Origin of the sequence: uncultured Veillonella sp. (assembly GCF_963522475.1) — a bacterium.
Taxonomy (GTDB): domain Bacteria; phylum Bacillota; class Negativicutes; order Veillonellales; family Veillonellaceae; genus Veillonella.
This window is the reverse complement of sequence record NZ_CAUQYW010000015.1, coordinates 1-23,874: the sequence shown is the minus strand read 5'-3', so window position 1 is coordinate 23,874 and position 23,874 is coordinate 1. Positions and strand designations below refer to the sequence as shown.

Sequence of the window (23,874 nt, the reverse complement as noted above, 5' to 3'; positions counted from 1 at the left end):
GGAGGATATATGTTTAAACGAATTATCCTATTAGTTATGGACTCTGTTGGTATCGGTCACGCTGCTGATGCTGGGAAGTTTGGTGATGAAGGTTCTAATACTTTGGGCCATATTGAATCAACGGCTGGTCAGATTCATTGTCCTAATTTAAAATCTATTGGCTTAGGTCGCATTGCTGATATTTCTGATACTGGTGAAAGCATCAAAGGTGCTTTTGGCCGCATGGCTGAGCTCAGTACTGGTAAAGATACGACTAGTGGTCACTGGGAGATGATGGGGCATCCCGTTACCGTTCCATTCCCAACCTTTTACGAAGGTTTTCCAAAAGAATTGATGGATACTTTCACAAAAGAAACGGGATATGGTTATTTAGGTAACGAAGTTGCATCTGGTACAGAGATTATTGAACGTCTTGGGGCAGAGCATATCAAAACAGGGAAGCCTATTGTATATACCTCGGCTGATTCTGTATTCCAAATTGCGGCCCATGAAGATGTGATTCCTATCGATGAATTATACCGTATTTGCCAAATTACCCGTGATAAAGTATGCATTGGTGATTACTATGTAGGTCGTATTATTGCACGTCCGTTCATCGGTGAACTTGGTAATTTTGTACGTACATCTAATCGTCATGATTATAGTCGCATGCCTGAGAAAAAGATGGTACCTCAAGAGCTGCAGGATGCCAATATTCCAACCGTTGCAGTCGGTAAAATTGGAGATATTTATGCTCATGTAGGATGGGATGAAAGCTATCCAACAAAGACTAATTCCCATGGTATGAATATGGTTCCATACTTACTTGGTTCCTCCTTTGATCGTGGTTTAATGATGGTTAACCTCGTTGAATTTGATAGCTTATATGGCCATCGCCGGAATGTAGAGGGATACAAACGTGCTATTGAAGACTTTGACTACCAATTAGGTGGTTTATTGCCAATGCTCACCGAAGATGATTTATTACTTATTACCGCAGACCATGGTAATGATCCAACTTGGAAGGGAACTGATCATACTCGTGAATTAGTACCTATTCTTGGCTATAGTCCACGCTTTAATGGCGCTATTGACCTTGGCTATAGAAAAAGCTTTGCTGATATTGGGGAAACTATATTAGAAAACTTTGATTTAAAACAATGGGGCATTGGAACATCGTTCTTAGAGAAACTTAGTAAATAATTTTTTTAATCTAAATCATAATGAAGGACCAATTTATGTATATCATAAGTTGGTCTTTTTTTTGTGCTAACATTTTAATCTATACATACAATCTATATTCACATCCATATCTAAATCTATATTTATATCTATATTCTATTTTATGTCTAATAGTTGGTACATTAACAGGACATTTATATATTTATGTGGAAATATATTAATAAAGAGAGATTATTCACATAAGTCTGAGAGGAGGATTTTTATGTCAGCACAAGTGCAACGTAGTACACTAGACAAGTTATTTAAAATTACTGAACGTGGATCATCTGTATCGAGAGAATTATTTGCTGGGGCTACTACATTTTTATGTGTATCCTATGTATTAGCTGTAAATCCCGCCATTTTAGGTGCTGCTGGAATGGACGTAGGTGCTGTATTTACGGCAACTGCTGTGAGCGCCATTATCATGACATTATTATTAGCGCTCTATAGTAATATGCCTTTTGCTGGTTTATCTGGGATGGGGATTAATGCATTCTTTGCGTACACTATTGTAGTTCAAATGGGGCATAGTTTTGCTTTTGCTTTGACGGCGCAGCTTGTAGCGGGGTTAGTATTTTTACTCATTGCAGTGACTCCACTAAAAGAATATTTATTTAATGCTATACCGCATACCATTAAACTAGCCGTAACAGCTGGTATTGGTCTATTTATTGCTCTTATCGGCTTAAGTAGTGCAGGGCTAGTAGTCAGTAATCCTGCAACGCTTATAAGCATAGGGGATTTACAATCACCATCTAGCTTAGTAGCTATTTTAGGAGTGATTTTAATAGCTGTATTTACAGGTCGAAATGTTAAAGGTGGCATCTTCCTCGCCGTTATTATAGCTGCTGTAGTAGGCTTCTTCTGTGGTATCACTAAATTACCAGCTACAGTATTTTCCATGCCACCATCTTTAGAGCCAATTTGGTTCCACTATGATATGAGTGAAATACTATCGGTGGACATGTTGTTCGTTGTATTTACATTTTTATTTGTAAATCTGTTTAACGTAGTAGGTGTATTGATTGGTTTAACAAATCAAGCGGAGGTACCACAAGATCAACAAATGGCTGTTCAAAGTTCTTGTATGAAAGTTGCTGCTATAGGCACGATTGTAGGCAGTGCAGTAGGTACATCTCCACATATTGTGGCTGTTGAGTCTGCAGCAGGCATAGCAGAAGGTGGTCGTACAGGTTTAACGGCACTTACTATTGCTGGTTTATTTCTTGCATCTCTATTCTTGGCATCATTGCTTATGGTCATTCCCGTGGCGGCTACTGCTCCCGTATTGATTGTAGTGGGCTTATTTATGATGTCCTCAGTGAGGGATATTAACTTTGGCGACATTTCGGAGGGATTGCCAGCATTTTTGACAATCATTATGATGCCATTTGCTTACTCTATTGGTGTTGGTATTGAATGGGGACTTGTTAGTTACGTATTAATTAAAGTCCTTGTTGGTAAATATCGTGATATTTCTGTTGTTATGTATTTCTTAGCACTTATTTTCATTTTGAAAGAGATCTTTATGTAGGAGGTTCCTTATATGATAACGTTCAATACAAAAGTATCTAGAGAGGCCCAAGGCCTTGAGAAGGCTCCTGTTGTATTAAAAGGGGCCTCTGTTTTAAATGTCTTTACCGAAGAGTGGGATGTGGCCGATATTGCCATTCATGATGATACGATTATCGGTGTAGGTACTTATAGTGGTGAAACTGAATATGACTATAGCGGTAAATATATTGTGCCCGGTTTTATCGACAGTCATCTCCATTTAGAGTCTACTTTGGTGAATCCAAAAGAGTTGGTGTTTGAAGCATCTCAAGTAGGCACATTAGGCTTTGTGGTCGACCCTCATGAAGCCGGTAATGTAGCAGGTATTGCAGGCATTGAATACATGATTAATGAAACGGCTTCTGCTCAAGGTGATGTGTATGTTATGGCTCCATCCTGTGTGCCTGCTGTACCAGGTGAGGACAACGGCGCTATTTTAGATGGTGATATGTTACATAAACTGCAAAGTAATCCTCACATTTTAGGCTTAGGGGAGGTTATGGACTCTTTTAGTGTTATTGATAGAGATCCATATATGGTAAAAAAATTAGATTACTTTAAAGATATGATTATGGATGGTCATATTATTGGGCTTTCACCAAAGCAATTGGCAAGCTATCGTCTAGCCGGTATTACTACAAACCACGAATGTATTTCCTACGAAGAGGCTAAAGAGCAAGTTAGAAGTGGTATCTATGTATGGATTCGCGAGGGGAGTGCGGCTCATAATTTAGAGGCTATTGTACAAGGTATTGTTCATAACAAAGCTAATACAGAATACTATGGTTTCTGTACAGATGATAAACACATTGAGGATATCCGTACTGAAGGACATATCAGTTATAATATTCGCAGATCTATTGAACTTGGCTTAGATCCTGTGAAAGCTTATAAAATGGCTTCTACCAATACGGCGCTTTGCTATCATTTGAAAGACTTAGGTGCTATTGCCCCAAGCTATAAGGCAAATCTTGTAGTTCTCGATGATCCTAATAGCGTAGCAATACATGAAGTGTTCTATAAGGGAAAACCTATTGAACGAGTTCTTGTTAGGGAAGAGAAAGAAGTTCCTAAGGAATTATTACACACTATTAATATAGGGCCTTTCACAAAAGAGAAACTGGACATTAATGTAGACGGTCCTCAAGCTATTATTAATATTGTGCCAGGCCAAATCGTTACACAAAAAACGGTTGAGGACGTTCCTATAGAAAACGGTCTATTTAAACCAAATGCAGAGTATAATAAAATTACTTGTATTGAGCGTTATAAAGCATCAGGCAGAAATGGTGTAGGTATTCTAAAAGGTTTTAATCTTAAAAACGGTGCCATTGCAACATCCTTTGCACATGATTCCCATAATTTAATCGTTGTAGGCGATAATGATGAAGATATGATGGTAGCCATTGAACGGATTCGTGAAATTGGTGGAGGCTATGTTATTACAAGTGAAGGTAAAGTAGTAGAAGAATTAGCCCTTGAAGTAATGGGGTTAATTACAAATCGACCACACGAGGAAGTAGATGCTAAAGTAGCTAAAATGAAAGACATTGCCTACGGCATGGGTGTACCTAAGGGACTAGATCCATTTATCAATCTGAGCTTTCTTGCATTAACAGTAATTCCAGAAATTAGAATTACCACCACTGGTGTAATGGAGTTTTAGTATTTAGTGTAAGAAAAATATAATAGAAAAAGAGGTTGTAACTAGAATGCGATTAAATCACATTCTGTTGTAACCTCTTTTGGCTTTATTACAGGATATTTCTAGAAAAGATATGATTATTTTATTATAGTAAACCCTTATTTTCCATCATTTCTTTTATATTTAGTAAGGTGGATTTACAAACTACATCATATTCTAGTGTATTCAAGAAATCTGCAAATTTTCTATCATCTTCGTTTTTACAGTTTTCATAAAGAATTTTACCATTTTGTTGATATGGTTCTAGAATCCGATTTCGACGGTGCTTCCAAGTATTGTAATAAGGACCTTTAAATTTTGTCATAAAGCCATTGCTATCGACTAATACAAATCCTTCAGACTCATGATCTGCATTAAGTTCCTTATTTATGATGCTATTCAGTTCGTCCATTGTATTAACTTGTTGAATTGTTTTTACAATAGATATTAACTGAGTGTCATATTTCATAAGGATGGATTCTAGTTCTGCTAACCTCTCCCTAGAGAACGATACATCAATATGCTTGCCATTTACATCTAACGAATTTTGAATCATATCAAGTACATAAAGATGATCTTGGTCATATTTTATAATATGTGTATCTTCTTGGCTGATGACTTCAAACATCATAGAACAGCTATTACGTTTTAATAACTCTTTGATTTCTTCTTGTAAGCTTGTAGGTAGTTTTTGGAATAAATTTTTAAACAAATCTACGTGCATACCTTCTGTAGTAGATTTAGAAGCAAAGACTAATTCATCATTAATGACACCAAGAATAGCGAGGTATCCATTTTCTTTAGTTCGAATTTCTACAGGAAATGCGAGTGTATTAGCTAAATTATTTAGCTCGGTTTCAGGTCGTTCGTTGAGATTAAAGAATTTATTATAACTACGTAATTTTACATCTCCTGTCATACGATCTACAAATAATCCTCGAGCTTGTACTGTATTTTCATTCCATAATCGTTTGTGGAATACACGTGAGGTAAAGTTCAAGGAATATAGGTTAGGGGAGCATTTTTTTACTTTTACTAATTTAGAATTACCTAAAATATTAATATCCTCATTTTGTGTGAAGATGACATGTTGTGTCATGTTTTGGTATTCATGGCGCATGTACTCTTTATCGTACACATCATTTTTAATACCATTTTTAGTAAAAGCATCTGCAGTAATATCAATGTATTTGAGTTCTCCACCAAACTCTACTTCTCCTTCTAAGCAGAAGGAATATTTACCATCTGGAACACCACGATGACCATGAATTTGAATAAAGTTCTGACACATACCTTTTTCGTAATTATTATCATATATTTTAGCAATATCTGTTTCGTAAGCTCCAAAACCATTTATAAAGGTAGAGGTAGCTATAAAGGTCATGTTAGGTACATAGGAAAGACCAGCATGGGATACTAAATATTTTTTGCCATGAAAGCTAAATGGATAGCATTGACGAAGTGATTTATAGAAGAGACGTAATTCTCGCTGAAGAGAATCAATTTCTTTTTTGGTCATATCTTTTACGATAGGTGCTATTACTTCTTTCATAAATCGCTTAGAACGATCTAAATTTGTATTGAATGCAAAGTTTGCAATATGTCGTTCGTGATTACCTTCTAACATAATCGTATTAGGCAATGTGCTGAGGCGCATCATTTCATATATCATTTCTTTATTTTCAATACCGCGCTCCAAATAGTCGCCACAAAAGATATAAAGTGTTTTTTCATCCCATGGAGTGATAGCTTGTTGTAATGCCGTGTAACAACCGTGAATATCACCTATGATACGTACTCGTTCATATCGATTCGTTAAATTTACAGTAAAGTAATTGTTGATTTCATCGATAGAATTTATTTTCCTACAAAACTTTGGTAATGTAGTTGTTTTAATCATCTTGTGCATGCGGTGTATAACTTGCTCAGGCACTCGTTTGTAATCTGTTCTTGTAGCATTACGAGCTAAACATTCTCCTAATGGTGTATCTGGTTCGTAGTAATATACAGTATATTTATATTTGTTAAGCAATTCTTTATATGCATTAACAGCTTTAGATGTAGTGTGGGTAGCATCTAAAACGATAAAGTCGCCATTGCTCATTCGTTTCTCTAAGCAATCTAATAGGAGTTCCCAGGCCGGACCATTATCCTCTTGTGAAATATACCAGCCGCTTTCACCAAGGGAAGGGCTGCGTAATAGCATACGGAAATGATCGGCTTCTAAGGTGTAAGCCTCAAGATTGTTGTCACGAATCCACTGAGACTTACCACTAGCAGGAGCACCACGCATTAATAATAGTGTTCTCATAGTAATAGTCCTCTAATCTGCCCATAGGGCGTAATAAAATATAACTGTATAAAAAACGAAACAATCATTATATATAAAATGAAAAAGGGCATAAAAAAACAGTCTCAACGGAAATCCGAGAGACTGTCTTACTTGCTTTTAAAATTATAAAGCGTTTACTTTAGCTGCAAGGTTGGATTTTTTGCGAGCTGCAGTGTTTTTATGAAGTACACCTTTGGAGGCTGCTTTATCAATTACGCTAGTAGCATGAACAAGTGCTTGTTTTGCTTCTTCTACTGCGCCTGCTTGAACAGCTTCTACGGTTTTACGACTTGCTGTACGGATTTGAGATTTTACAGCGGCGTTTTTCGCACGACGTTCAGCATCCGTTTTTACGCTTCTAATACTGGATTTAATGTTTGGCAATTGAGTCACCTCCTTAAAAATCGTTTCTTATACCTGAATGATTATATCATACCACATATTGATACGCAAGGACTTTTCAGCTCAATATTTTCCTTGTTAGCATGAAGTATAAAACACTTTCTACTGTTCTTTAACTATAGTATATAAGTCTGTTTTATGAAATCAAGATTATTAATATATTTGCTAGCGTTGTAATTAGTTAATTATTTTGATTTTAAAAGTTAGTTAGCTCCATTATGTTATAATAAGGAATAGTATTAAACGAGGTGTATTATGAAAAAATTAATGATTATAGATGGCAGTAGTTTGTTATTCCGTGCATTTTTTGCGTTACCACCGTTGAAGTCTGCTTTGGGGACTCCAACGAATGCGGTGTATGGTTTTTTAACAATGCTCATCAAATTGTACGAAGAAATTAATCCTGATTATATTGCAGTAGCTTTTGATAAAGGTCGTCAGACATTCCGTACTGAAATGTACAGCGAATATAAAGGCAATCGTCCTGATGCACCAGAGGATTTACGTCCTCAATTTAGCCTGATTCAAGATGTATTAAAAGCCTTAGGTATTTGTGTTATTGAAGAAGAAGGCTTTGAAGGGGACGATATCCTAGGATCGTTAAGTAAGAAATTTGGTACACCAGAAATGGCTGTTCAAATCATTACTGGTGACCGCGATAATCTCCAGCTCGTTACAGAGCATAGTCACGTGTTCTTAACTAAAAAAGGTATTTCTGATATGTTAGAGGTTACTCTTGATAACATGGAAGAACTTTATGGCTATGGTCCTGATAAGGTTATCGAAATGAAAGCCCTTATGGGTGACTCTTCAGATAATATTCCTGGTGTTCCAGGTGTAGGCGAAAAAACGGCTCTTAAATTGATTACAGAATATGGTAATCTTGAGTCTGTATATGACCATATTGAGGATATTTCTGGTAAGAAATTAAAAGAGCGACTCGTAGAAAATAAAGACTTAGCCTTCTTATCTCGTGAATTGGCAACCATTAAGACAGATATGAATTTATCTTACAAGGTTGAAGATTTTGTACAGAATTTCCATACCTCTGAGGTACAGCCTTTATTTGAAACCTTAGGATTTACTAAATTAACGCCTCGTATTGTACAAGTAATGGGCGGAGAGGAAGCCGATTTTGGTGATCCTGGTTCTTTATTTGCTCCACAAGAGGAAATTTCTCTAGATGATTTGGCAGATGCTAAGGCTTTAACTTCTGAGTTCTATACAGATAAAACGGTGGCAGTACATATTGTGTTAGATGGTAAAACTCCATTTAGAACAGTGACGAATGCATATGTATCTAATGGTGATACTGTTGTAAAAACAGATGATATAAAAGCTGTATTAGCCGTTTTGCAAGGTGCAAAGGCTATCGTTACTACTCAAACAAAAGAGATTATTGAAGCCTTTGGTGAAGATGCACCAGCTGAGATTCCTTTGTTTAACGATGATAAAATAGCTCGTGTCCATGATATGTCTCTTCTTGCGTACTTGTTAGATCCTACGCGTACTAACTATGGTTATTTATATTTAGCGGAACGTTTCTCCGTGCCAAGCATTGCTAGCGGTAGTATAGATGTAGAATGCGTGTCTATGGTGAAAGCTTTACTCTCTATGAACGAAATAGCTTGTGAATCTGCACGCCGTGAAGAGCTTTGGTCTTTATATGAAACCATTGAATTGCCATTGATTCATACCTTAGTGGTAATGGAGAAAAATGGTATTTACATTGATACAAATAAGCTGGCTGAAACGACAGCTCGTTTTAAAGATGAATTAGCCCAAGTACAACAAGAGATTTATGATTTGGCAGGTGAAACTTTCAATATTAACTCTCCTAAACAGCTAGGTGTTATTTTATTCGAAAAGATGAACTTACCAGTTATTAAGAAAACCAAGACTGGCTATTCTACAGATGCAGAAGTACTTGATATGCTTCGTCATGAAAGTCCGATTGTAGAGAAAATCTTGGCGTACCGTTCAGTAGCAAAATTAGTATCTACCTATTGTGAAGGCTTGGCGGTTCTTATTAATGATAAGACTAAGCGTATTCATACGACCTTTAATCAAATGGTTACGGCTACAGGACGTCTCAGCTCTTCTGACCCTAACTTACAAAATATTCCGGTTCGTACTGAAAAAGGCCGTGAAATTCGTGCCTTATTCTATCCAGGTGCAGGGTACGATACATTAGTTAGTGCCGATTATTCTCAAATTGAGTTACGTATTTTAGCGCATCTTTCCGGTGATGAAGCTTTAATCAAAGCCTTTGTTGACGGCAAGGATATTCACCGTTTTACTGCGGCGGAGGTACTAGGAAAATCTCAAGAGGACGTTACGAGTGAAGAGCGTTCCCATGCGAAGGCGATTAATTTTGGTATCATTTACGGTATTTCTGATTTTGGCTTGTCTCGTGACCTCGGTATTACACGGGGTGAAGCTAAAAACTATATTGATCTATACTTTAGTCGTTATCCTAAGGTTAAAGAATATATGGATCGTATGGTGCAAGAGGCTCATGAAACGGGTAAGGTTCGTACTATGTTCGGCCGTCAACGTGAATTGCCTGATATTAACAGCCGTAACTTTAACCGTCGCTCCTTTGCAGAACGTACGGCCATGAATACACCAATTCAAGGCACTGCTGCTGATATTATCAAGTTGGCTATGAACCAAGTAGAGAAAAAGCTAGAAGAAGGAAACTTTAAATCTAGACTTTTATTACAAGTACATGACGAACTTGTATTAGAGGTAGTGAATGATGAATTAGAGGCTATCGAAGCATTATTACGTTCTACCATGCAATCCGTTGTGGAATTACATGTTCCTCTAATTGTAGATGTGCACCATGCTGAGAACTGGGCATTGGTAAAATAGTTTACATATTAATATTAAATGTTGGAAGGTATGTATGTTTAAGATAGGATTAACTGGTGGTATTGCATCGGGCAAGAGTACAGTTCTTAACTATTTTAAGGACAAAGGATTACCTTATATCGATGCAGATATCGTCGCTCGTGAAGTAGTAGAGCGCGGTACTGAAGGTTTACAAGCCATTGTGGATACCTTTGGTTCTAACGTCCTTCATGATGATGGCACACTAAACCGTGAAGCACTTGGTGCAATAGTTTTTCACAATGAAGAAAAACGACAATTATTAAATGGATGTTTGAAAACACATATTCGCAATCGTATTTTGGAACTAACATCTCAATATGAAAAGGCTAATACGCCAGTTTTAATCTATGATATTCCATTACTCATAGAGGGGGAATGGTATACCATGATGGATGAGGTGTGGCTTGTTTATGTAAACGAGCCTACTCAGATAGATCGCTTAATGAGTCGTAATGGATATACAAAAAAGGATGCTTTAGCTCGCATCAATAGTCAAATGCGACTAGACGATAAACGCTTTTATGCAGATATAATTATTGATAATAATGGTACACCTTGTGATTTATTAGCACGCTTGAATAATATTTGGGAAGAACATATTAAGCCAATTTTACGAGAATCAAAATAATAGTCTGTTATGTACTAATTTTGGTATATAAAATTTAAGATTAAATGGTATAATAACCCCATAAAATTTTGTATAATAGTAATCTATTATTTGGTGTATCACTATACTGTAGCAAATAGTAAAATTTATAAGAATTATGTAAGGAAAGGGGGATTTATGAAACGTGCAACGGCAACGGCGTTATCGTGCGTCGTACTTGGGTGGTTTTATTTTACTCATTTAGATGATCCTTTAGCGCGTCAAGTGGCGTACCCCTTTAACTATAGAGATGTAGTGATGGCTGCAGCTGAGAAGGAACAGGTTCCACCATCCTTGGTGGCTAGTGTTATCTTAGCTGAAAGCAAATATAAGAATACTGCTGAGTCAGAAACAGGTGCTCTTGGATTGATGCAACTCATGCCAGATACAGCACGTTGGGTTGCTCAACAAGTTGGTCATGGTAATTATACAGATCGTCAGCTAAAAGAGCCTGAAACAAATATTGAGTTAGGAACATGGTATCTAGGCCATTTGTTAAAAGAATTTAATGGCGATGAGGTGCAGGCATTAGCTGCGTATAATGCGGGACGTGGACATGTTGAATCCTGGCTCAATGAGAATAAATGGAATGGCATGGTTGATACTATACCATTTCCAGAAACACGTAGTTATGTAAAAGCTGTTTTACAGTATCAACAGAAATATGAGGCGTTATATGGAAACGATTATTGAAGCTTGTAAAGCATTAGATTATTCATGGTTGCCTCAGCAGATTGGGGGATTTACCTTAGCAGTATCCAATGAATCTGATTACACTGCGCTACTTGAACGCTTTGCAGCAGGTGAAGAGGTATTAAAGGTACCTATTTTCCATTATCAAAATGATCTAGGATGGCGATGGTCTGCCTTATATGATAAAGAGGTAGAGGACTATACGGTTCATATTGAAATGCCACTCTTTTCCTTTGTGGATATTTCGTTTGTACGGGCTGATTTAGAGTCGTTCTGGAAGGGATTACAAGATCGATGTGTTAAAGGTTTAACTAATATGTTAATCGAGCCAGCGAATAACTTTACCTTTACCTATCGTCGCCGAGGAATACCTGAATGGGATTTTTCCGAGGTCATGCCTAAAGAACTGGAAGGTTTTATATGTGATGTTGATCCAGCTCACGGAATTCGGATGATTAATGGTTCTTTTATTATCGGTGAATATCGTAAGATGGATGAATGTACTGGATTATTGCTATATTATAACGAATTACGTGATGAGTATTTTGCAGAGCTTCGTTATAAAAATTATCCTGAAATAGACCATCATCTAGATGCTAAAAATTTAGATGATTTAACCGTTGTTCTACGTGAACATTTAGGGCCTATATTAAAAGGGTTAAATGAACGTGTTGATTAAGGATAATCATTAAATTTAACTATGCTATTATTTTAGTTATTTTATTTTCATATGAAATAATTTAAGTGGGAATATTTAGTTAAGGCCCATAAGAAAGCGTAGAATTTGTATATACACAGCAAATGTGATATACTATATATGACTTTTATATAAATCTTTTAAAAGAGTGGGCTCATGTCCACTCTTTCATTTATGATTAGCCTTATTTTGAGGTAATACATCAAGAGATATATACAAGATGTAGTAATAAAGGAGGCGATGGCTATGAAGAGAGAAGCAGTAGAGGAATTTGTATCCTCTGTAGTTGAAGGTATTATAGCCGGCACCGAAATGGAACTAGTCGATGTAGATTACGTTCGTGAACGCGATTGGTATTTACGTGTCTATCTCGACAAACCAGGTGGTGTAGATTTGGATGACTGTCAGTTGGTTAGCGAAAAACTAAGTGCTGTGCTCGACGAAAAAGATCCAATTACGGAAAACTATTTATTGGAAGTATCTTCTCCAGGCCTAGATCGAGTTCTTAAGAAGGATAAGGATTTGGTTCGCTATAATGGTCGTGATGTTGATATTCAGCTATTTAAACCGATTAATGGCAGTAAGCAATTTACTGGTGTATTAGAAGGTTTTACAGACACAACTATCGATTTTACTATCAATGGTGAAAGCATGACATTCGAACGGACTGCCATTGCACAAATTCGATTACATCTTGATTTTTAATATATGGAGGCATACGAGTGAGTCAAGAATTAATTCAAGCGGTAATGGTGCTTACAAAGCAAAAAGGTTTTGCTCCTGAGGTTATTTTTGAATCCTTAGAGGCTGCATTGTTGCAAGCATATCGCAAAGAACCAACATCTAATCCAGATGCGTACGTTGTGATTGACCGTGAAACAGGCGTTTACAAAGTAATGGCTAAAAAACAAGTAGTAGAAACTGTTGAATTGCCAGAAACAGAAATTAGCTTGTTAGAAGCGCGCAAAATTGACAAACGTTTTGAAATTAGCGACGTAGTAGAAGTAGATGTTACTCCAGCTAACTTTGGCCGTAGTGCTGCCCATACTGCAAAACAAATGCTTATTCAACGTTTGAAAGAGGCTGAACGCAGCGTAGTATACGAAGAATACTATAGCCGTGAAGGCGATATCATTACTGGCGTTATTACACGTGTTGAAGGTAAAAATGTATTTATCGATTTAGGTAAAACAGAAGCAATCTTGCCTCCTACTGAGCAAATTGCTACAGAAACATATCGCGAAGGAGATCGTATTAAATGCTATATCGTAGAGGTTAAGAAAACTACGAAAGGGCCTCAAATCATGATTTCCCGCACACATCCTGGTTTATTAAAACGCCTCTTTGAGTTAGAGGTACCAGAAATTTATGAAGGTGTGGTAGAGCTTAAATCCGTAGCTCGTGAGCCAGGTATGCGTTCTAAGATTGCTGTTTATAGCCGCGATGAAAATGTTGACCCAGTAGGTGCTTGCGTAGGTCCTAAAGGTCAACGTGTACAACATATCGTTGATGAGTTACATGATGAAAAGATTGATATCGTTAAATGGGATGAAGATCCAGCAATTTATATCGCAAACTCTTTGAGTCCAGCAAAGGTTGTATCTGTTGATGTAAGTGAAGAAGAAAAATCCTCTTACGTTGTAGTTCCTGATTATCAATTATCCTTAGCAATTGGTAAAGCTGGTCAAAATGCTCGATTAGCAGCCAAATTAACTAACTGGAAAATCGATATTAAGAGTGAAACTCAAGCAGCTGAAGAACCTTTTGCAGGTTTTGGTAATGCTGAGGATGGAGAATAGTCATGAAACCGAAATCCCAACCTATGCGCACCTGTGTAGGATGTGGTGAGCCAAAGGTAAAACGTGAATTGATTCGTGTAGCCTTGAGCCCAGACGGTAACATCAGTATTGATCGCACTGGTAAAGCACCAGGACGTGGAGCCTATCTATGTGAATCCATGTCGTGCTTTGAACAAGCCTATAAGGCAAAACGATTAGAACGGTCATTAAAGCATAGTGTATCGAAAGAGATATACGAAGCGTTACAACGTGATTTACAAGAGCATGAGTAATCACTGATATACATGAATGAAGATAAAATTTTGAATCTCTTAGGTTTAGCACAACGAGCAGGTAAGGTTATTTCCGGTGATTTTATCGTAGAAAAGGCTATAAAGAGAAAGGAACCAAAATTGGTACTTCTCGCTTGTGACTGTGCAGCCAACAATGAAAAGAAATATACTCAATTAGCAGAAACACATCAGATTCCACTTCATAGTATTGCCAATAAAGAGGTGTTAGGAACAGCTATTGGTAAAGAAGTTAGGGTAGTAGTCGCCGTACTAGATGATGGGTTTGCAAAGGCAATAGTAAAAGAGATTGATCGACAATAAGGGGGTATGTAGATGTCCAAAAAGCGCGTCCATGAAATCGCCAAAGAGTTCGGCGTAGAAAGTAAGCAGGTCATTTCTATCTTGCAACAACATAATATTAATGTTACGAAAGCAGTGAATTCTGTAGATGATTCAGGTTATGATATTGTAAAAAAACAATTAGGTAAGAAATCTGAAGCATCTAAATCTACACAAAAGGTAGAACAAAAATCTGCTCCAACAGCAGCACATAAACAAGAAGCTGCACCACATAAACAACAAAATCCAAATCGTTCTAACGAACACAAAAAGGATAATTACAAACAAGGTGGTCAAAAACAAGACGATCAATCTAAACAAAATGACCATAAAAAGGGCAATGTACGTCATGTACAAATCTCTGAACCTACACGTAAATCCGAAGGTAACCAACAATCTGGTGACCGCGCTAACAACCGCCCTAACAATAATAACCGCAATAATGACAACCGCAATAATAATGGTCGTCCTAATGATGCGCGTAATAATGATAATCGCAATAACGACAATCGAAACAATGATAATCGCAATTCTAATAACAATGATCGTCGTAACAAGAAAAATAAAAAAGGTGGTAACAACCGTCCTCAATCCTTGTTATCTACATCTATGCAAAAGAAAAAGAATCGCGTAAAACATCGTAATGAACAGTACTTACAACAAAAAGCTGAGGCTGAACGTAAGGCTGAAGCAGCGATTGCTACGGAAATCGAATTATCCGGTCCTTTAACAGTTAAAGAATTAGCCGAAAAAATGGGCCGCGAAGTATCTGAAATCATCAAAAAGTTGATGCTTTTAGGTGTTATGGCTAGCATTAACCAAGAGGTTGACGTTGATACTGCTACAATCGTAGCTGAAGAATTTGGTGTAACTGTAACAGAAGTAGAACCTGAAGAAGATCCTACTGATATCATCGAAATTGAAGATGCACCAGAAACATTAAAACCTCGTCCTCCAGTTGTTACTATCATGGGTCACGTTGACCATGGTAAAACATCCTTGTTGGACGTAATTCGTCAAACTAATGTAACAGCTGGCGAAGCAGGTGGTATTACTCAACATATCGGTGCTTACCAAGTTCGTTATAACGACAATAAAATTACATTCCTTGATACTCCTGGCCATGAAGCGTTTACAGCTATGCGTCTTCGCGGTGCTAAATCTACAGATATCGCAGTTCTTGTTGTAGCTGCTGATGATGGTGTAATGCCTCAAACTATTGAAGCCATAAACCATGCCAAATCTGCAGATGTACCAATTATTGTTGCTATCAACAAAATGGATAAACCAGGTGCTAACCCAGACCATGTTAAACAACAATTATCTGAACATGGACTTTTACCAGAAGAATGGGGCGGCGATGTAATCATGGTTCCAGTATCTGCTAAACAAAAACAAGGTATCGACGACTTGCTCGAAAATATCTTGCTCGTAGCAGAAGTTATGGAATTGAAAGCGAACCCTAATCGTAAAGCTTACGGCGTAGTTATCGAGGCTCAACTTGATAAAGGGCGTGGTGCTGTATGTACCGTATTAGTACAAAAAGGTTCTCTTCGTGTAGGTGATACTGTACTTGCTGGTACTGCATATGGTAAAGTACGTGCCATGACAAATGAACGCGGCGAAAAGGTAAAAGTAGCTCGTCCTTCTATGCCAGTAGAAATCTTGGGCTTCTCAGAAGTTCCACAAGCTGGTGAAATCATCAATGGTATGGATGATAACGAAGCACGTGCAATCGCAGAAAAACGTATTGCTAAACAACGCGTTCAAGAATTGCAAGCTACTCACAAAGTTACATTGGATGATATCTTTAACCAAATTCAACAAGGTGAGTTAAAAGATCTTAATATCATCATTAAAGCAGACGTTCAAGGCTCTGTAGAAGCATTACGTCAATCCTTGGAAGGTATTAAGAATCCTGAAGTACGTATCGTTATCGTTCATGCTGCAGTAGGCGCTATCAACGAATCCGATATCATGTTGGCTTCTGCATCTAATGCCATCGTAATGGGCTTCAATGTACGTCCTGATGCTAATGTACGTCGCGCTGCTGAGAATGAAAAAGTTGACCTTCGTACATATCGCGTAATCTACGATGCTATTAATGACGTTGAGTCTGCGATGCGTGGTATGTTGGCTCCTCAATTTAAAGAGGTTGTTGTTGGTCGTGCAGAGGTACGTCAAGTTATTTCTACACCTAAAGCTATCGTTGCCGGTTCTTATGTAACAGAAGGTCGTATTACTAACGATTCTGAAGTACGTTTGATCCGTGATGGTATTGTTGTATTTGAAGGTAAGGTTGACTCTTTACGTCGATTCAAAGACGAAGTAAAAGAAGTTAAAACATCCTTCGAATGTGGTATCTCCTTAGAAGGTTACCGTGACATCAAGGAAGGCGACGTAATTGAAGCGTACTTGATGGAAGAAATTGCACCTCAAATATAGGAGGTTTATATGAGTGACGTTCGTGTCAGAAAATTACAAGAATTCATCAAACAAGAGGTAAGTCAAATGTTGATGCGTGGATTGAAAGATCCTCGCATCGGCTTCACTACTATTACCGATGTTCATGTAACCGGTGATTTACGAGAGGCTACGATTTATGTTTCATTGTTTGGTTCCGATAAGGAAAAAGAAGATACTCTTATCGCTTTAAAGCATGCAACAGGTCATATTCGTACTGAGCTTGGCAAAGTACTTAAGTTGCGCCATATTCCTTCTATCACATTTGATAAGGATACGTCTTTAGACTATAGCATGCATATTGAATCCCTTTTGAATGAAATCAAAAAGGACGAAGAAAAAAATTAACACAAAGGATAGAGAACATGAGTAAGATTACTATTAATCAATTACATGTGGCTCTGTGTGAAGCTAATTCTATTATGCTAACCGTCCATGTTAGACCTGATGGTGATGCTATCGGGTCCATGGTGGCCTTTTACGAAGCCCTTGTAGGGCAAGGTAAAACTGTATATATGGTAGTGGATGATGTAGTTCCTGAAAAGTACTCATTCTTACGATATACGGACCACATCCATGATGTAGCGTATTTTGAAACAAATCCTGTTGATATTGATATGCTAATGGTATTGGATGCTAGCACGTATGAGCGAATTGGCAAAGTAGGTGCACTATGGAGTGCACCTATTTTTAATATAGACCACCATATTTCTAATACTGAGTTTGCGAATCATCTATATTTAAAGCCTAATTTTGCTGCCACTGGTGAAATTATTACCGATTTATGTACAAAATGGAATTGGCCTATCACTGAGTCTATGGGCACTGCATTATATACGGCTATTGCTACAGACTGTGGCTTCTTTAAGTTCAGTAATACCACAGCCAATACTTTAGAAATGGCTGCAAAATGTGTAGCAGCTGGTGCTAGACCTAATGTTATTTCTGAAACGATTGAAGCTGTGTCTGCCAGTCGTCTTGAATTAACAAAACAAGTTATGCAAACTATTGAATTTTACAAGAATAATACAGTGGCTACAATTGAGTTGAATCGTAAAGCCATGACAATTCTTGGGGATGATACGGATGGTTTTGTAGATATTATTAGAAACGTCGATACTGTTGATATAGCTATTTTATTAAAAGCTGAAGCTGATGATAGAACGCGGGTAAGCTTGCGTTCTAAAGGAACCGACGTGAATGCTATAGCTAGCCATTTTGGCGGTGGCGGACATATTCGAGCTTCCGGTTGTACCATTAATTTACCATTACAGGAAGCAAAACAAGCTCTTATTGAGGTGATTAAATAATGGATGGCGTTATACCATTTTTAAAACCTCCTGGAATAACAAGCCATGATGCTGTTGCCATTTGTCGCCGTATTTTAAAAGAGAAACGCATAGGTCATAGTGGTACGTTAGATCCTATGGCTTATGGCGTATTGCCAGTATTTCTAGGTAAGGCTACGCGACTTATTGAATATACTGATAGTTTTGATAAAAACTATGTGGCAGAATGTAAATTGGGGACTTTTACAGATACGGAAGATAGTTCTGGTCAATCTGTACTGCCTGATGCAGACATGGTATTACGAGATGGCGTTCTATTAAATGAATCGACTCAATGTTCAGAACTTTCTGATGCTATTATTAAACCAACTTTTGATGAATTAGTTAATACATTGAATTCCTTTACTGGTGTACAAGACCAAAGACCATCAAAATATTCCGCTATTAAGATAAATGGTATTCGCGCTTATGAATATGCCCGTAAAGGGATTCCTGTAGAATTGCCATTGCGGCAAATTCATATAAAAAATATTGAGCTTGTAGCATATGGCTTTCCATATTTTACAATTCGTGTAACATGCTCTGGAGGCACTTATATTCGTTCATTATTACGTGATATATGTGTTTCATTAGGTATACCAGGAACAATGACATCTTTGGCGCGTACTCAAGTAGGGCCCTTTGATATTGGTTCTGCGAAAATGGCTGAGGAACTGATGATTCATGGTGAAAGCCTATTGTTACCAACGGATACAGCAGTTTCACATCTTTCAAAAGTAACGGTAAATAGTGTACAATTAAAGATGATGGTTCAAGGTAAACAATTACCTATAGATAGTGAATTTTCCTTTACCGAACCAGATCATTATTATAGAGCCTATGGTCCTCATGGATTCATTGGTATTATGAAACGAACAAACCACACATTGAAGGTGGAAAAAAATATTTTTATTGAAGGATAAGTATGAAGCAATTACATTCGTTTGATGAACTACGTCAAATCAAAGATACAAAAGTATATGCCTTAGGTACCTTTGATGGCATTCATCGAGGTCATCAACGAGTTATACGAAAGGCTGTCGAAGAAGCTGCATCAGTTAATGGTGTTAGCATTATTATTACCTTTGAACATCATCCGTTGACAATTCTACATCCAGAACGTGTTCCTAAGCGGGTTATTCAAGAAGAGGTTATGGATACTGTTCTTGATGATTTGAATGTAGATTATATTTTGAGATTACCTATGAATGAAGAACTACTTCAAATGAGTGCTGATGAATTTTTAGATGCTCTTTGTACAGATATGAATGTTCAAGCCATCGTAATAGGTGAGAATTTTACATTCGGTGCAAAAGGATTAGGTAATCCTACATATATGAAACAAGCATTGGCTGATAAGCATATACAAGTCCTAGTACAGCCTTTATTGCCTTGTGATGGTCTTAGTACACCTATTTCAAGTACTGAAATCAGAAAAGCGATTCGAGAAGGGCGTTTAGAAGATGCTACTCATTGGCTAGGAAGACCATTTCAGTTTAAAGGGACTGTTATTAAAGGTGATCAACGAGGACGTACATTAGGATTTCCTACATTAAATTTATTACTTCCTAATGAAATGGCTACACCTCCAGATGGAGTGTATGCTAATCGCGTGTGGATCGATGGCATTTGGTATGATGGGGTAGGTAATATTGGGGATAATCCTACATTTAAAAATCAGTACCATAGATGCGAAGTACATCTGTTTAACTTTGACCAAGATATATATGGAAAAACAGTTCTTGTACAATTTATTTCCTATATTAGAGGAGAAGTTAAATTTAATAACTTACAAGATCTTATTGATCAAATGAAGGTGGATGAAGAACAGGCTTTAGCTATTTTGGCTAATGCATAATAAGGGGGTTCTCATGGATATTAAAGAAGCTCGTAAACAAATAGATAGCATTGATGCTGTATTAGTCGCTGAATTTGAAAAAAGACTATCTTTAATCAAAGAAATTGGTAAATATAAAGATGAACATCATTTACCCTTAGTAGATGAAGCGCGTGATGAAAGTATTGTTGCATTGCATACTGCAAATTGCAAAGATAAAACGTTATCATCGTATGTTGAAAATTATATAAAGACTGTTGTTTCTATGAGCAATGAGTTTTTAAAAGAGCATATGCATAAGCATATTTTTCTCATCGGTATGCCAGGAGCTGGTAAGACTACAGTTGGTAAAATGTTAGCCAAAGAATTGGGCCGAGACTTTTACGACTTAGATCAAACAATTCAAGATAAAGTAGGAAAATCTGTACAAAATATTTATATTTATGACGGTAAAGATGCTTTCAGCAAGTATGAATACAGTACAATTAAAGAATTAATTCATAATAAGCCATCTGTTATTGCTACCGGTGGTGGTACTGTTACCTATGACAAAACAGTAAAGTTAATGCGCAATAATGGTCTTGTTGTATTTGTTAACCGCGATGTAAATCATATCCTAGATGATTTGGATCTTGAAATTCGTCCACTTGTTAAAGAAAGCATTGAGTATATCTTTAATGTATATGAAGAACGATACCCTTTATATGAAAAAGTGGCACATATTAAAATCGGTAATGAAGGCAGTATTACCGATGCGGTACAAGAAATTATTGAAGCCTTACCTAATACGGAGAAATAATGGACGCTATACGAGGATTTGTATACCGAACTATATATGAGAATACACAACGTACGTATTGCGTGTTTGTCCTTAAGGATTATAATGAGGAATACATTACTTGTACTGGTAAATTTGAGTCTCCTAAAGAGGGGGAAGATATCGAAGTTCGCGGCCGTTATGTAGAACATGAAAAATATGGTCGACAATTTGATGCTACTAGTGTAGAGAAGTTAAAGCCTGATAATATGGGTGCTGCAAAGACCTACTTATTGAACTTAGGGATTAAAGGCTTTGGTGAAAAGTCCGTAGAAAAGGTACTCGATTATTTTGGTATTCGTATATTAGAGATTTTACGAGAGGAACGTCCTGAAGAAATCAAGGATGTACCAGGGCTTCGTAAAAGTGTTAAAGACGAATTATTTAACACCTTGTTAGGTGAAGGGATTTTATCCGATTTAAATCATTTTTTTGAAAGATATCACATTTCATCTAAATGGAGTCGCACGGTATACACTTATTACGGTGTTCAGTCTGTGGCTGTTATTGAAGATAATCCTTATACTTTGTTACGTGTAGCACCAGACATGCTCTTTGGTACGGCTGATACTCTAGCAGAACATCTTGGTATTACTGGCAGTGATTCACGTCGTTTAGAGGCTGGCTTAGAATGGATTTTACGCAGTCTAGATAATCAAGGTCATACTTGTTTGCCCGTAGATCAACTTATTGGCCGTTTAGATGATCTGTTACAAACTGATGTAGATGATATTGCTAACTTTATTGAAAGTCTTTTGGAGCAAGGTGCTTTATATAGTACTTATTATGAAGATATCTTATATATTTACCCTCCAGAAATGTACGTGTCTGAAGTAGAAAGCGTTCATTATACAAAGGATTTCTTATTAGAAGCAGATCCAATTTCTCTAGATATTCCAAGTTTTATAGAGAAATTTGAAGAGGATAATCATATTATTTTTGGTGATGCCCAAAAAGAGGCTATCCAGTTATCTTTCTTTGAAAAGTTTTCTCTTATCACTGGTGGACCTGGTACAGGTAAAACGACGATTATTAAGGCTTTAGTAAAAGGATTTCAACTTGGTGGCTTGGGTCGTATTATTCTATGTGCACCTACGGGACGTGCTGCAAAACGACTTACTGAGGCCACAGAGTTTGAAGCTACTACAATACATCGCTTATTAGTACCTGTTCAAGGTAGTGATTCTTATGATTTTACTAAGAATGAAGATGATCCTTTAGACATTGATGTTATTATCATTGATGAAGCATCAATGCTTAATGTACGGTTATTCTATTCGTTAATGGCGGCCATTCCAAAGGAAGCACATGTTATTATCGTAGGTGACGTAGATCAATTACCACCTATTGGAGCAGGCTTTGTATTAAAAGATTTACTCGATAGTGACTGTGTGCCTTATACGCGACTTAACCAGATTTATCGTCAAAGCTCTGGTAATACCATTGTTGAAAGCGCTTATGCCATCAATCGTGGTGAAATGCCAAATCTTGAAAGTGTAAGTGAAGAGTTTTCTTTCATACCCGTTAAATCTTATGACATGATGATGAAAGCTATCATCAATGTGTATAAACGAGAGCAAGAAAATGTAGAGGATGAATTAGATATTCAAATCATTTCTCCTATGCGTCGTGGGGAAGCTGGTAGTACATTGATTTCACAATATGTACAGCAAGCGATAAATCCACCAGATAGCTATAAAGGAGAAGCTCGGGTAAATGGTATTACTTATCGGGTAGGGGATAAGATTATACAAATCCTCAATGATTATGAGTTAGAAGTCTTTAATGGTGAGATTGGAATTATATATGCCATTACACGGACCGATATTTGTATCCGATTTATCCATAAAGAGGTTCGTCTACCTATCGACGAAGCACATATGATTATGCCAGCTTATGCTATTACGGTTCATAAAAGTCAAGGTAGCGAGTATGGTGTAGTTATCATCCCATTTGTTCCACGTTATGGTGGTATGTTGCAACGTAATTTGTTGTACACTGCTGTTACACGAGCTAAACGGAAGGTTATTATCGTTGGTACAACGAGCGCTATAGAACGTGCTGTACGTACTGTAAACGGTGATGAAAGATATACATTGTTTAAAGAACGACTACAAGGGAGATGTGATTCATAATGAGTTTTTGGGATTTCCTATTTCCACCTGTATGTCCTAATTGTGGGACTTTCGTAGCAACACAAGGGAATTGGTGTGAAACTTGTTTTACAGATCTATTACATATTCGTCATGTGCCACATAAATTTTTACATTATGTAGATGATGTATGTGTGTTAGCTGAATATCGTGGTGGTCTAAAGTCTATGATTTACGATGTAAAATTTAATGAAAAAAAGGAGCAGTCCAAAGGGGCTGCTCCTTTTTTAGCATCGTACAACTTTTACATGAAATATAATGAGTTTAATATTGTAAATGGTAATTGTAAAACTGTATATGATTATATAGTTCCTGTACCTTCAAGTGAAACAAAGAAGAAAAAAAGAGGATACAACCAGGTTGATTTATTTTTTAAGAAATGGGCATATTCATTAGGTAAAATAAATAAGCGATATTTCGAATGGCTTGATTGTATATATAAGTTTGATACTTCTAATGATATGTGGGCTTTAACTAATAAGGAACGACATCAAAATATTGATGATGCTTTTGTAATTAAAGCAAAATTTAAAGATATTGATGTATCTCAAAAGCGTATTTTAATTGTAGATGACATTTACACTACCGGAGCGACTATTGAAGCTGTAGCAAAGGTTCTTAAATCATATAATCCTAGTAGAGTCGATGGCCTGACACTGGCTAGCGGTAGCTTTTAAAATAGAAAAAGCGTCCACTTTATTGTGATATGTACCCCCTTTACTGGACAACCAGTAAAGGGGGTATTTTCATGAGATAT

Annotated in this window: 21 protein-coding genes; 19 read left to right on the top strand and 2 right to left on the bottom strand. The window is 37.0% G+C overall.

Annotated features, from left to right (window positions below; genetic code table 11):
* Positions 1–9 precede the first annotated feature (9 nt).
* From RWP19_RS08075 to ade, 3 genes are all read left to right on the top strand, one after another.
* Positions 10–1,182, top strand: coding sequence for a phosphopentomutase (locus tag RWP19_RS08075; RefSeq protein WP_314357242.1), 1,173 nt, complete (start codon positions 10–12; stop codon positions 1,180–1,182).
* Positions 1,183–1,423: 241 nt separating this feature from the next.
* Positions 1,424–2,737: an NCS2 family permease gene (locus RWP19_RS08070; protein WP_314357241.1), complete on the top strand. Its 1,314-nt coding sequence runs from the start codon at positions 1,424–1,426 to the stop codon at positions 2,735–2,737.
* Positions 2,738–2,749: 12 nt separating this feature from the next.
* Complete coding sequence (ade, locus tag RWP19_RS08065; RefSeq protein WP_314357240.1) at positions 2,750–4,423, top strand: adenine deaminase; 1,674 nt, start codon at positions 2,750–2,752, stop codon at positions 4,421–4,423.
* 124 nt (positions 4,424–4,547) lie between these two features.
* Here ade and RWP19_RS08060 read toward each other — a convergent pair whose 3' ends face one another.
* Positions 4,548–6,752 (bottom strand): RNA ligase, encoded by a 2,205-nt coding sequence (locus tag RWP19_RS08060; RefSeq protein ID WP_314357239.1) that lies wholly within the window; start codon positions 6,750–6,752, stop codon positions 4,548–4,550.
* Between the two features lie 144 nt (positions 6,753–6,896).
* Entirely contained in the window at positions 6,897–7,157 is a 261-nt protein-coding gene (gene rpsT, locus RWP19_RS08055; protein ID WP_009351773.1) for a 30S ribosomal protein S20, read from the bottom strand.
* A gap of 273 nt (positions 7,158–7,430) precedes the next feature.
* Here rpsT and polA point away from each other — a divergent pair, with 273 nt between their 5' ends.
* The 16 genes from polA (at position 7,431) to RWP19_RS07975 (ending at position 23,794) form a co-directional block, all read left to right on the top strand.
* Entirely contained in the window at positions 7,431–10,052 is a 2,622-nt protein-coding gene (polA, locus tag RWP19_RS08050) for a DNA polymerase I (protein ID WP_314357238.1), read from the top strand.
* A 34-nt stretch (positions 10,053–10,086) separates the two neighbouring features.
* The gene (coaE, locus tag RWP19_RS08045) at positions 10,087–10,701 is read left to right on the top strand and encodes a dephospho-CoA kinase (RefSeq protein ID WP_314357237.1); all 615 of its coding nucleotides are present in this window, start codon (positions 10,087–10,089) and stop codon (positions 10,699–10,701) included.
* 156 nt (positions 10,702–10,857) lie between these two features.
* Positions 10,858–11,412 (top strand): lytic transglycosylase domain-containing protein, encoded by a 555-nt coding sequence (locus RWP19_RS08040; RefSeq protein WP_105094289.1) that lies wholly within the window; start codon positions 10,858–10,860, stop codon positions 11,410–11,412.
* A complete protein-coding gene (locus RWP19_RS08035; RefSeq protein WP_314357236.1) occupies positions 11,396–12,091 on the top strand; it encodes a hypothetical protein in 696 nt (231 codons plus the stop codon). The genes RWP19_RS08040 and RWP19_RS08035 overlap by 17 nt, the downstream gene beginning before the upstream one ends.
* A gap of 264 nt (positions 12,092–12,355) precedes the next feature.
* Positions 12,356–12,814, top strand: coding sequence for a ribosome maturation factor RimP (gene rimP / locus RWP19_RS08030; RefSeq protein ID WP_257846587.1), 459 nt, complete (start codon positions 12,356–12,358; stop codon positions 12,812–12,814).
* 17 nt (positions 12,815–12,831) lie between these two features.
* A complete protein-coding gene (nusA, locus tag RWP19_RS08025; RefSeq protein WP_314357235.1) occupies positions 12,832–13,908 on the top strand; it encodes a transcription termination factor NusA in 1,077 nt (358 codons plus the stop codon).
* A 2-nt stretch (positions 13,909–13,910) separates the two neighbouring features.
* Positions 13,911–14,180 carry an RNase P modulator RnpM gene (gene rnpM / locus RWP19_RS08020; RefSeq protein ID WP_105085510.1) on the top strand — a complete coding sequence of 90 codons (270 nt, stop codon included), beginning with the start codon at positions 13,911–13,913 and terminating at the stop codon, positions 14,178–14,180.
* 12 nt (positions 14,181–14,192) lie between these two features.
* Positions 14,193–14,501, top strand: coding sequence for a ribosomal L7Ae/L30e/S12e/Gadd45 family protein (locus RWP19_RS08015; protein ID WP_314357234.1), 309 nt, complete (start codon positions 14,193–14,195; stop codon positions 14,499–14,501).
* A 12-nt stretch (positions 14,502–14,513) separates the two neighbouring features.
* Positions 14,514–16,964, top strand: a complete 2,451-nt coding sequence (infB, locus tag RWP19_RS08010) for a translation initiation factor IF-2 (RefSeq protein WP_314357233.1) — start codon at positions 14,514–14,516, stop codon at positions 16,962–16,964.
* Positions 16,965–16,973: 9 nt separating this feature from the next.
* On the top strand, positions 16,974–17,330 hold the full coding sequence (gene rbfA, locus RWP19_RS08005) for a 30S ribosome-binding factor RbfA (protein WP_314357232.1): 357 nt from the start codon (positions 16,974–16,976) through the stop codon (positions 17,328–17,330).
* A 17-nt stretch (positions 17,331–17,347) separates the two neighbouring features.
* The gene (locus tag RWP19_RS08000) at positions 17,348–18,292 is read left to right on the top strand and encodes a bifunctional oligoribonuclease/PAP phosphatase NrnA (RefSeq protein WP_314357230.1); all 945 of its coding nucleotides are present in this window, start codon (positions 17,348–17,350) and stop codon (positions 18,290–18,292) included.
* Positions 18,292–19,233, top strand: coding sequence for a tRNA pseudouridine(55) synthase TruB (gene truB / locus RWP19_RS07995; protein ID WP_314357229.1), 942 nt, complete (start codon positions 18,292–18,294; stop codon positions 19,231–19,233). The genes RWP19_RS08000 and truB overlap by 1 nt, the downstream gene beginning before the upstream one ends.
* Positions 19,234–19,235: 2 nt before the next feature.
* Complete coding sequence (gene ribF / locus RWP19_RS07990; RefSeq protein ID WP_314357228.1) at positions 19,236–20,168, top strand: riboflavin biosynthesis protein RibF; 933 nt, start codon at positions 19,236–19,238, stop codon at positions 20,166–20,168.
* 13 nt (positions 20,169–20,181) lie between these two features.
* Positions 20,182–20,946 (top strand): shikimate kinase, encoded by a 765-nt coding sequence (locus RWP19_RS07985; protein WP_314357227.1) that lies wholly within the window; start codon positions 20,182–20,184, stop codon positions 20,944–20,946.
* Positions 20,946–23,099, top strand: a complete 2,154-nt coding sequence (locus RWP19_RS07980; RefSeq protein ID WP_314357226.1) for an ATP-dependent RecD-like DNA helicase — start codon at positions 20,946–20,948, stop codon at positions 23,097–23,099. Before RWP19_RS07985 ends, RWP19_RS07980 begins: the two co-directional genes overlap by 1 nt.
* Positions 23,099–23,794, top strand: coding sequence for a phosphoribosyltransferase family protein (locus RWP19_RS07975; RefSeq protein ID WP_314357224.1), 696 nt, complete (start codon positions 23,099–23,101; stop codon positions 23,792–23,794). Before RWP19_RS07980 ends, RWP19_RS07975 begins: the two co-directional genes overlap by 1 nt.
* The last annotated feature ends 80 nt before the right edge of the window (positions 23,795–23,874 follow it).

Bases quoted from the DNA above. Each gene is read 5' to 3' on its own strand.
- truB (WP_314357229.1), top strand. From the start codon at position 18,292: ATGGATGGCGTTATACCATTTTTAAAACCTCCTGGAATAACAAGCCAT.
- RWP19_RS08035 (WP_314357236.1), top strand. From the start codon at position 11,396: ATGGAAACGATTATTGAAGCTTGTAAAGCATTAGATTATTCATGGTTG.
- rbfA (WP_314357232.1), top strand. From the start codon at position 16,974: ATGAGTGACGTTCGTGTCAGAAAATTACAAGAATTCATCAAACAAGAG.
- RWP19_RS08015 (WP_314357234.1), top strand. From the start codon at position 14,193: ATGAATGAAGATAAAATTTTGAATCTCTTAGGTTTAGCACAACGAGCA.
- infB (WP_314357233.1), top strand. From the start codon at position 14,514: ATGTCCAAAAAGCGCGTCCATGAAATCGCCAAAGAGTTCGGCGTAGAA.
- rnpM (WP_105085510.1), top strand. From the start codon at position 13,911: ATGAAACCGAAATCCCAACCTATGCGCACCTGTGTAGGATGTGGTGAG.
- RWP19_RS08000 (WP_314357230.1), top strand. From the start codon at position 17,348: ATGAGTAAGATTACTATTAATCAATTACATGTGGCTCTGTGTGAAGCT.
- coaE (WP_314357237.1), top strand. From the start codon at position 10,087: ATGTTTAAGATAGGATTAACTGGTGGTATTGCATCGGGCAAGAGTACA.
- RWP19_RS08075 (WP_314357242.1), top strand. From the start codon at position 10: ATGTTTAAACGAATTATCCTATTAGTTATGGACTCTGTTGGTATCGGT.
- RWP19_RS07980 (WP_314357226.1), top strand. From the start codon at position 20,946: ATGGACGCTATACGAGGATTTGTATACCGAACTATATATGAGAATACA.
- RWP19_RS08040 (WP_105094289.1), top strand. From the start codon at position 10,858: ATGAAACGTGCAACGGCAACGGCGTTATCGTGCGTCGTACTTGGGTGG.
- polA (WP_314357238.1), top strand. From the start codon at position 7,431: ATGAAAAAATTAATGATTATAGATGGCAGTAGTTTGTTATTCCGTGCA.
- RWP19_RS07975 (WP_314357224.1), top strand. From the start codon at position 23,099: ATGAGTTTTTGGGATTTCCTATTTCCACCTGTATGTCCTAATTGTGGG.
- ribF (WP_314357228.1), top strand. From the start codon at position 19,236: ATGAAGCAATTACATTCGTTTGATGAACTACGTCAAATCAAAGATACA.
- ade (WP_314357240.1), top strand. From the start codon at position 2,750: ATGATAACGTTCAATACAAAAGTATCTAGAGAGGCCCAAGGCCTTGAG.
- RWP19_RS07985 (WP_314357227.1), top strand. From the start codon at position 20,182: ATGGATATTAAAGAAGCTCGTAAACAAATAGATAGCATTGATGCTGTA.
- RWP19_RS08070 (WP_314357241.1), top strand. From the start codon at position 1,424: ATGTCAGCACAAGTGCAACGTAGTACACTAGACAAGTTATTTAAAATT.
- rimP (WP_257846587.1), top strand. From the start codon at position 12,356: ATGAAGAGAGAAGCAGTAGAGGAATTTGTATCCTCTGTAGTTGAAGGT.
- RWP19_RS08060 (WP_314357239.1), bottom strand. From the start codon at position 6,752: ATGAGAACACTATTATTAATGCGTGGTGCTCCTGCTAGTGGTAAGTCT.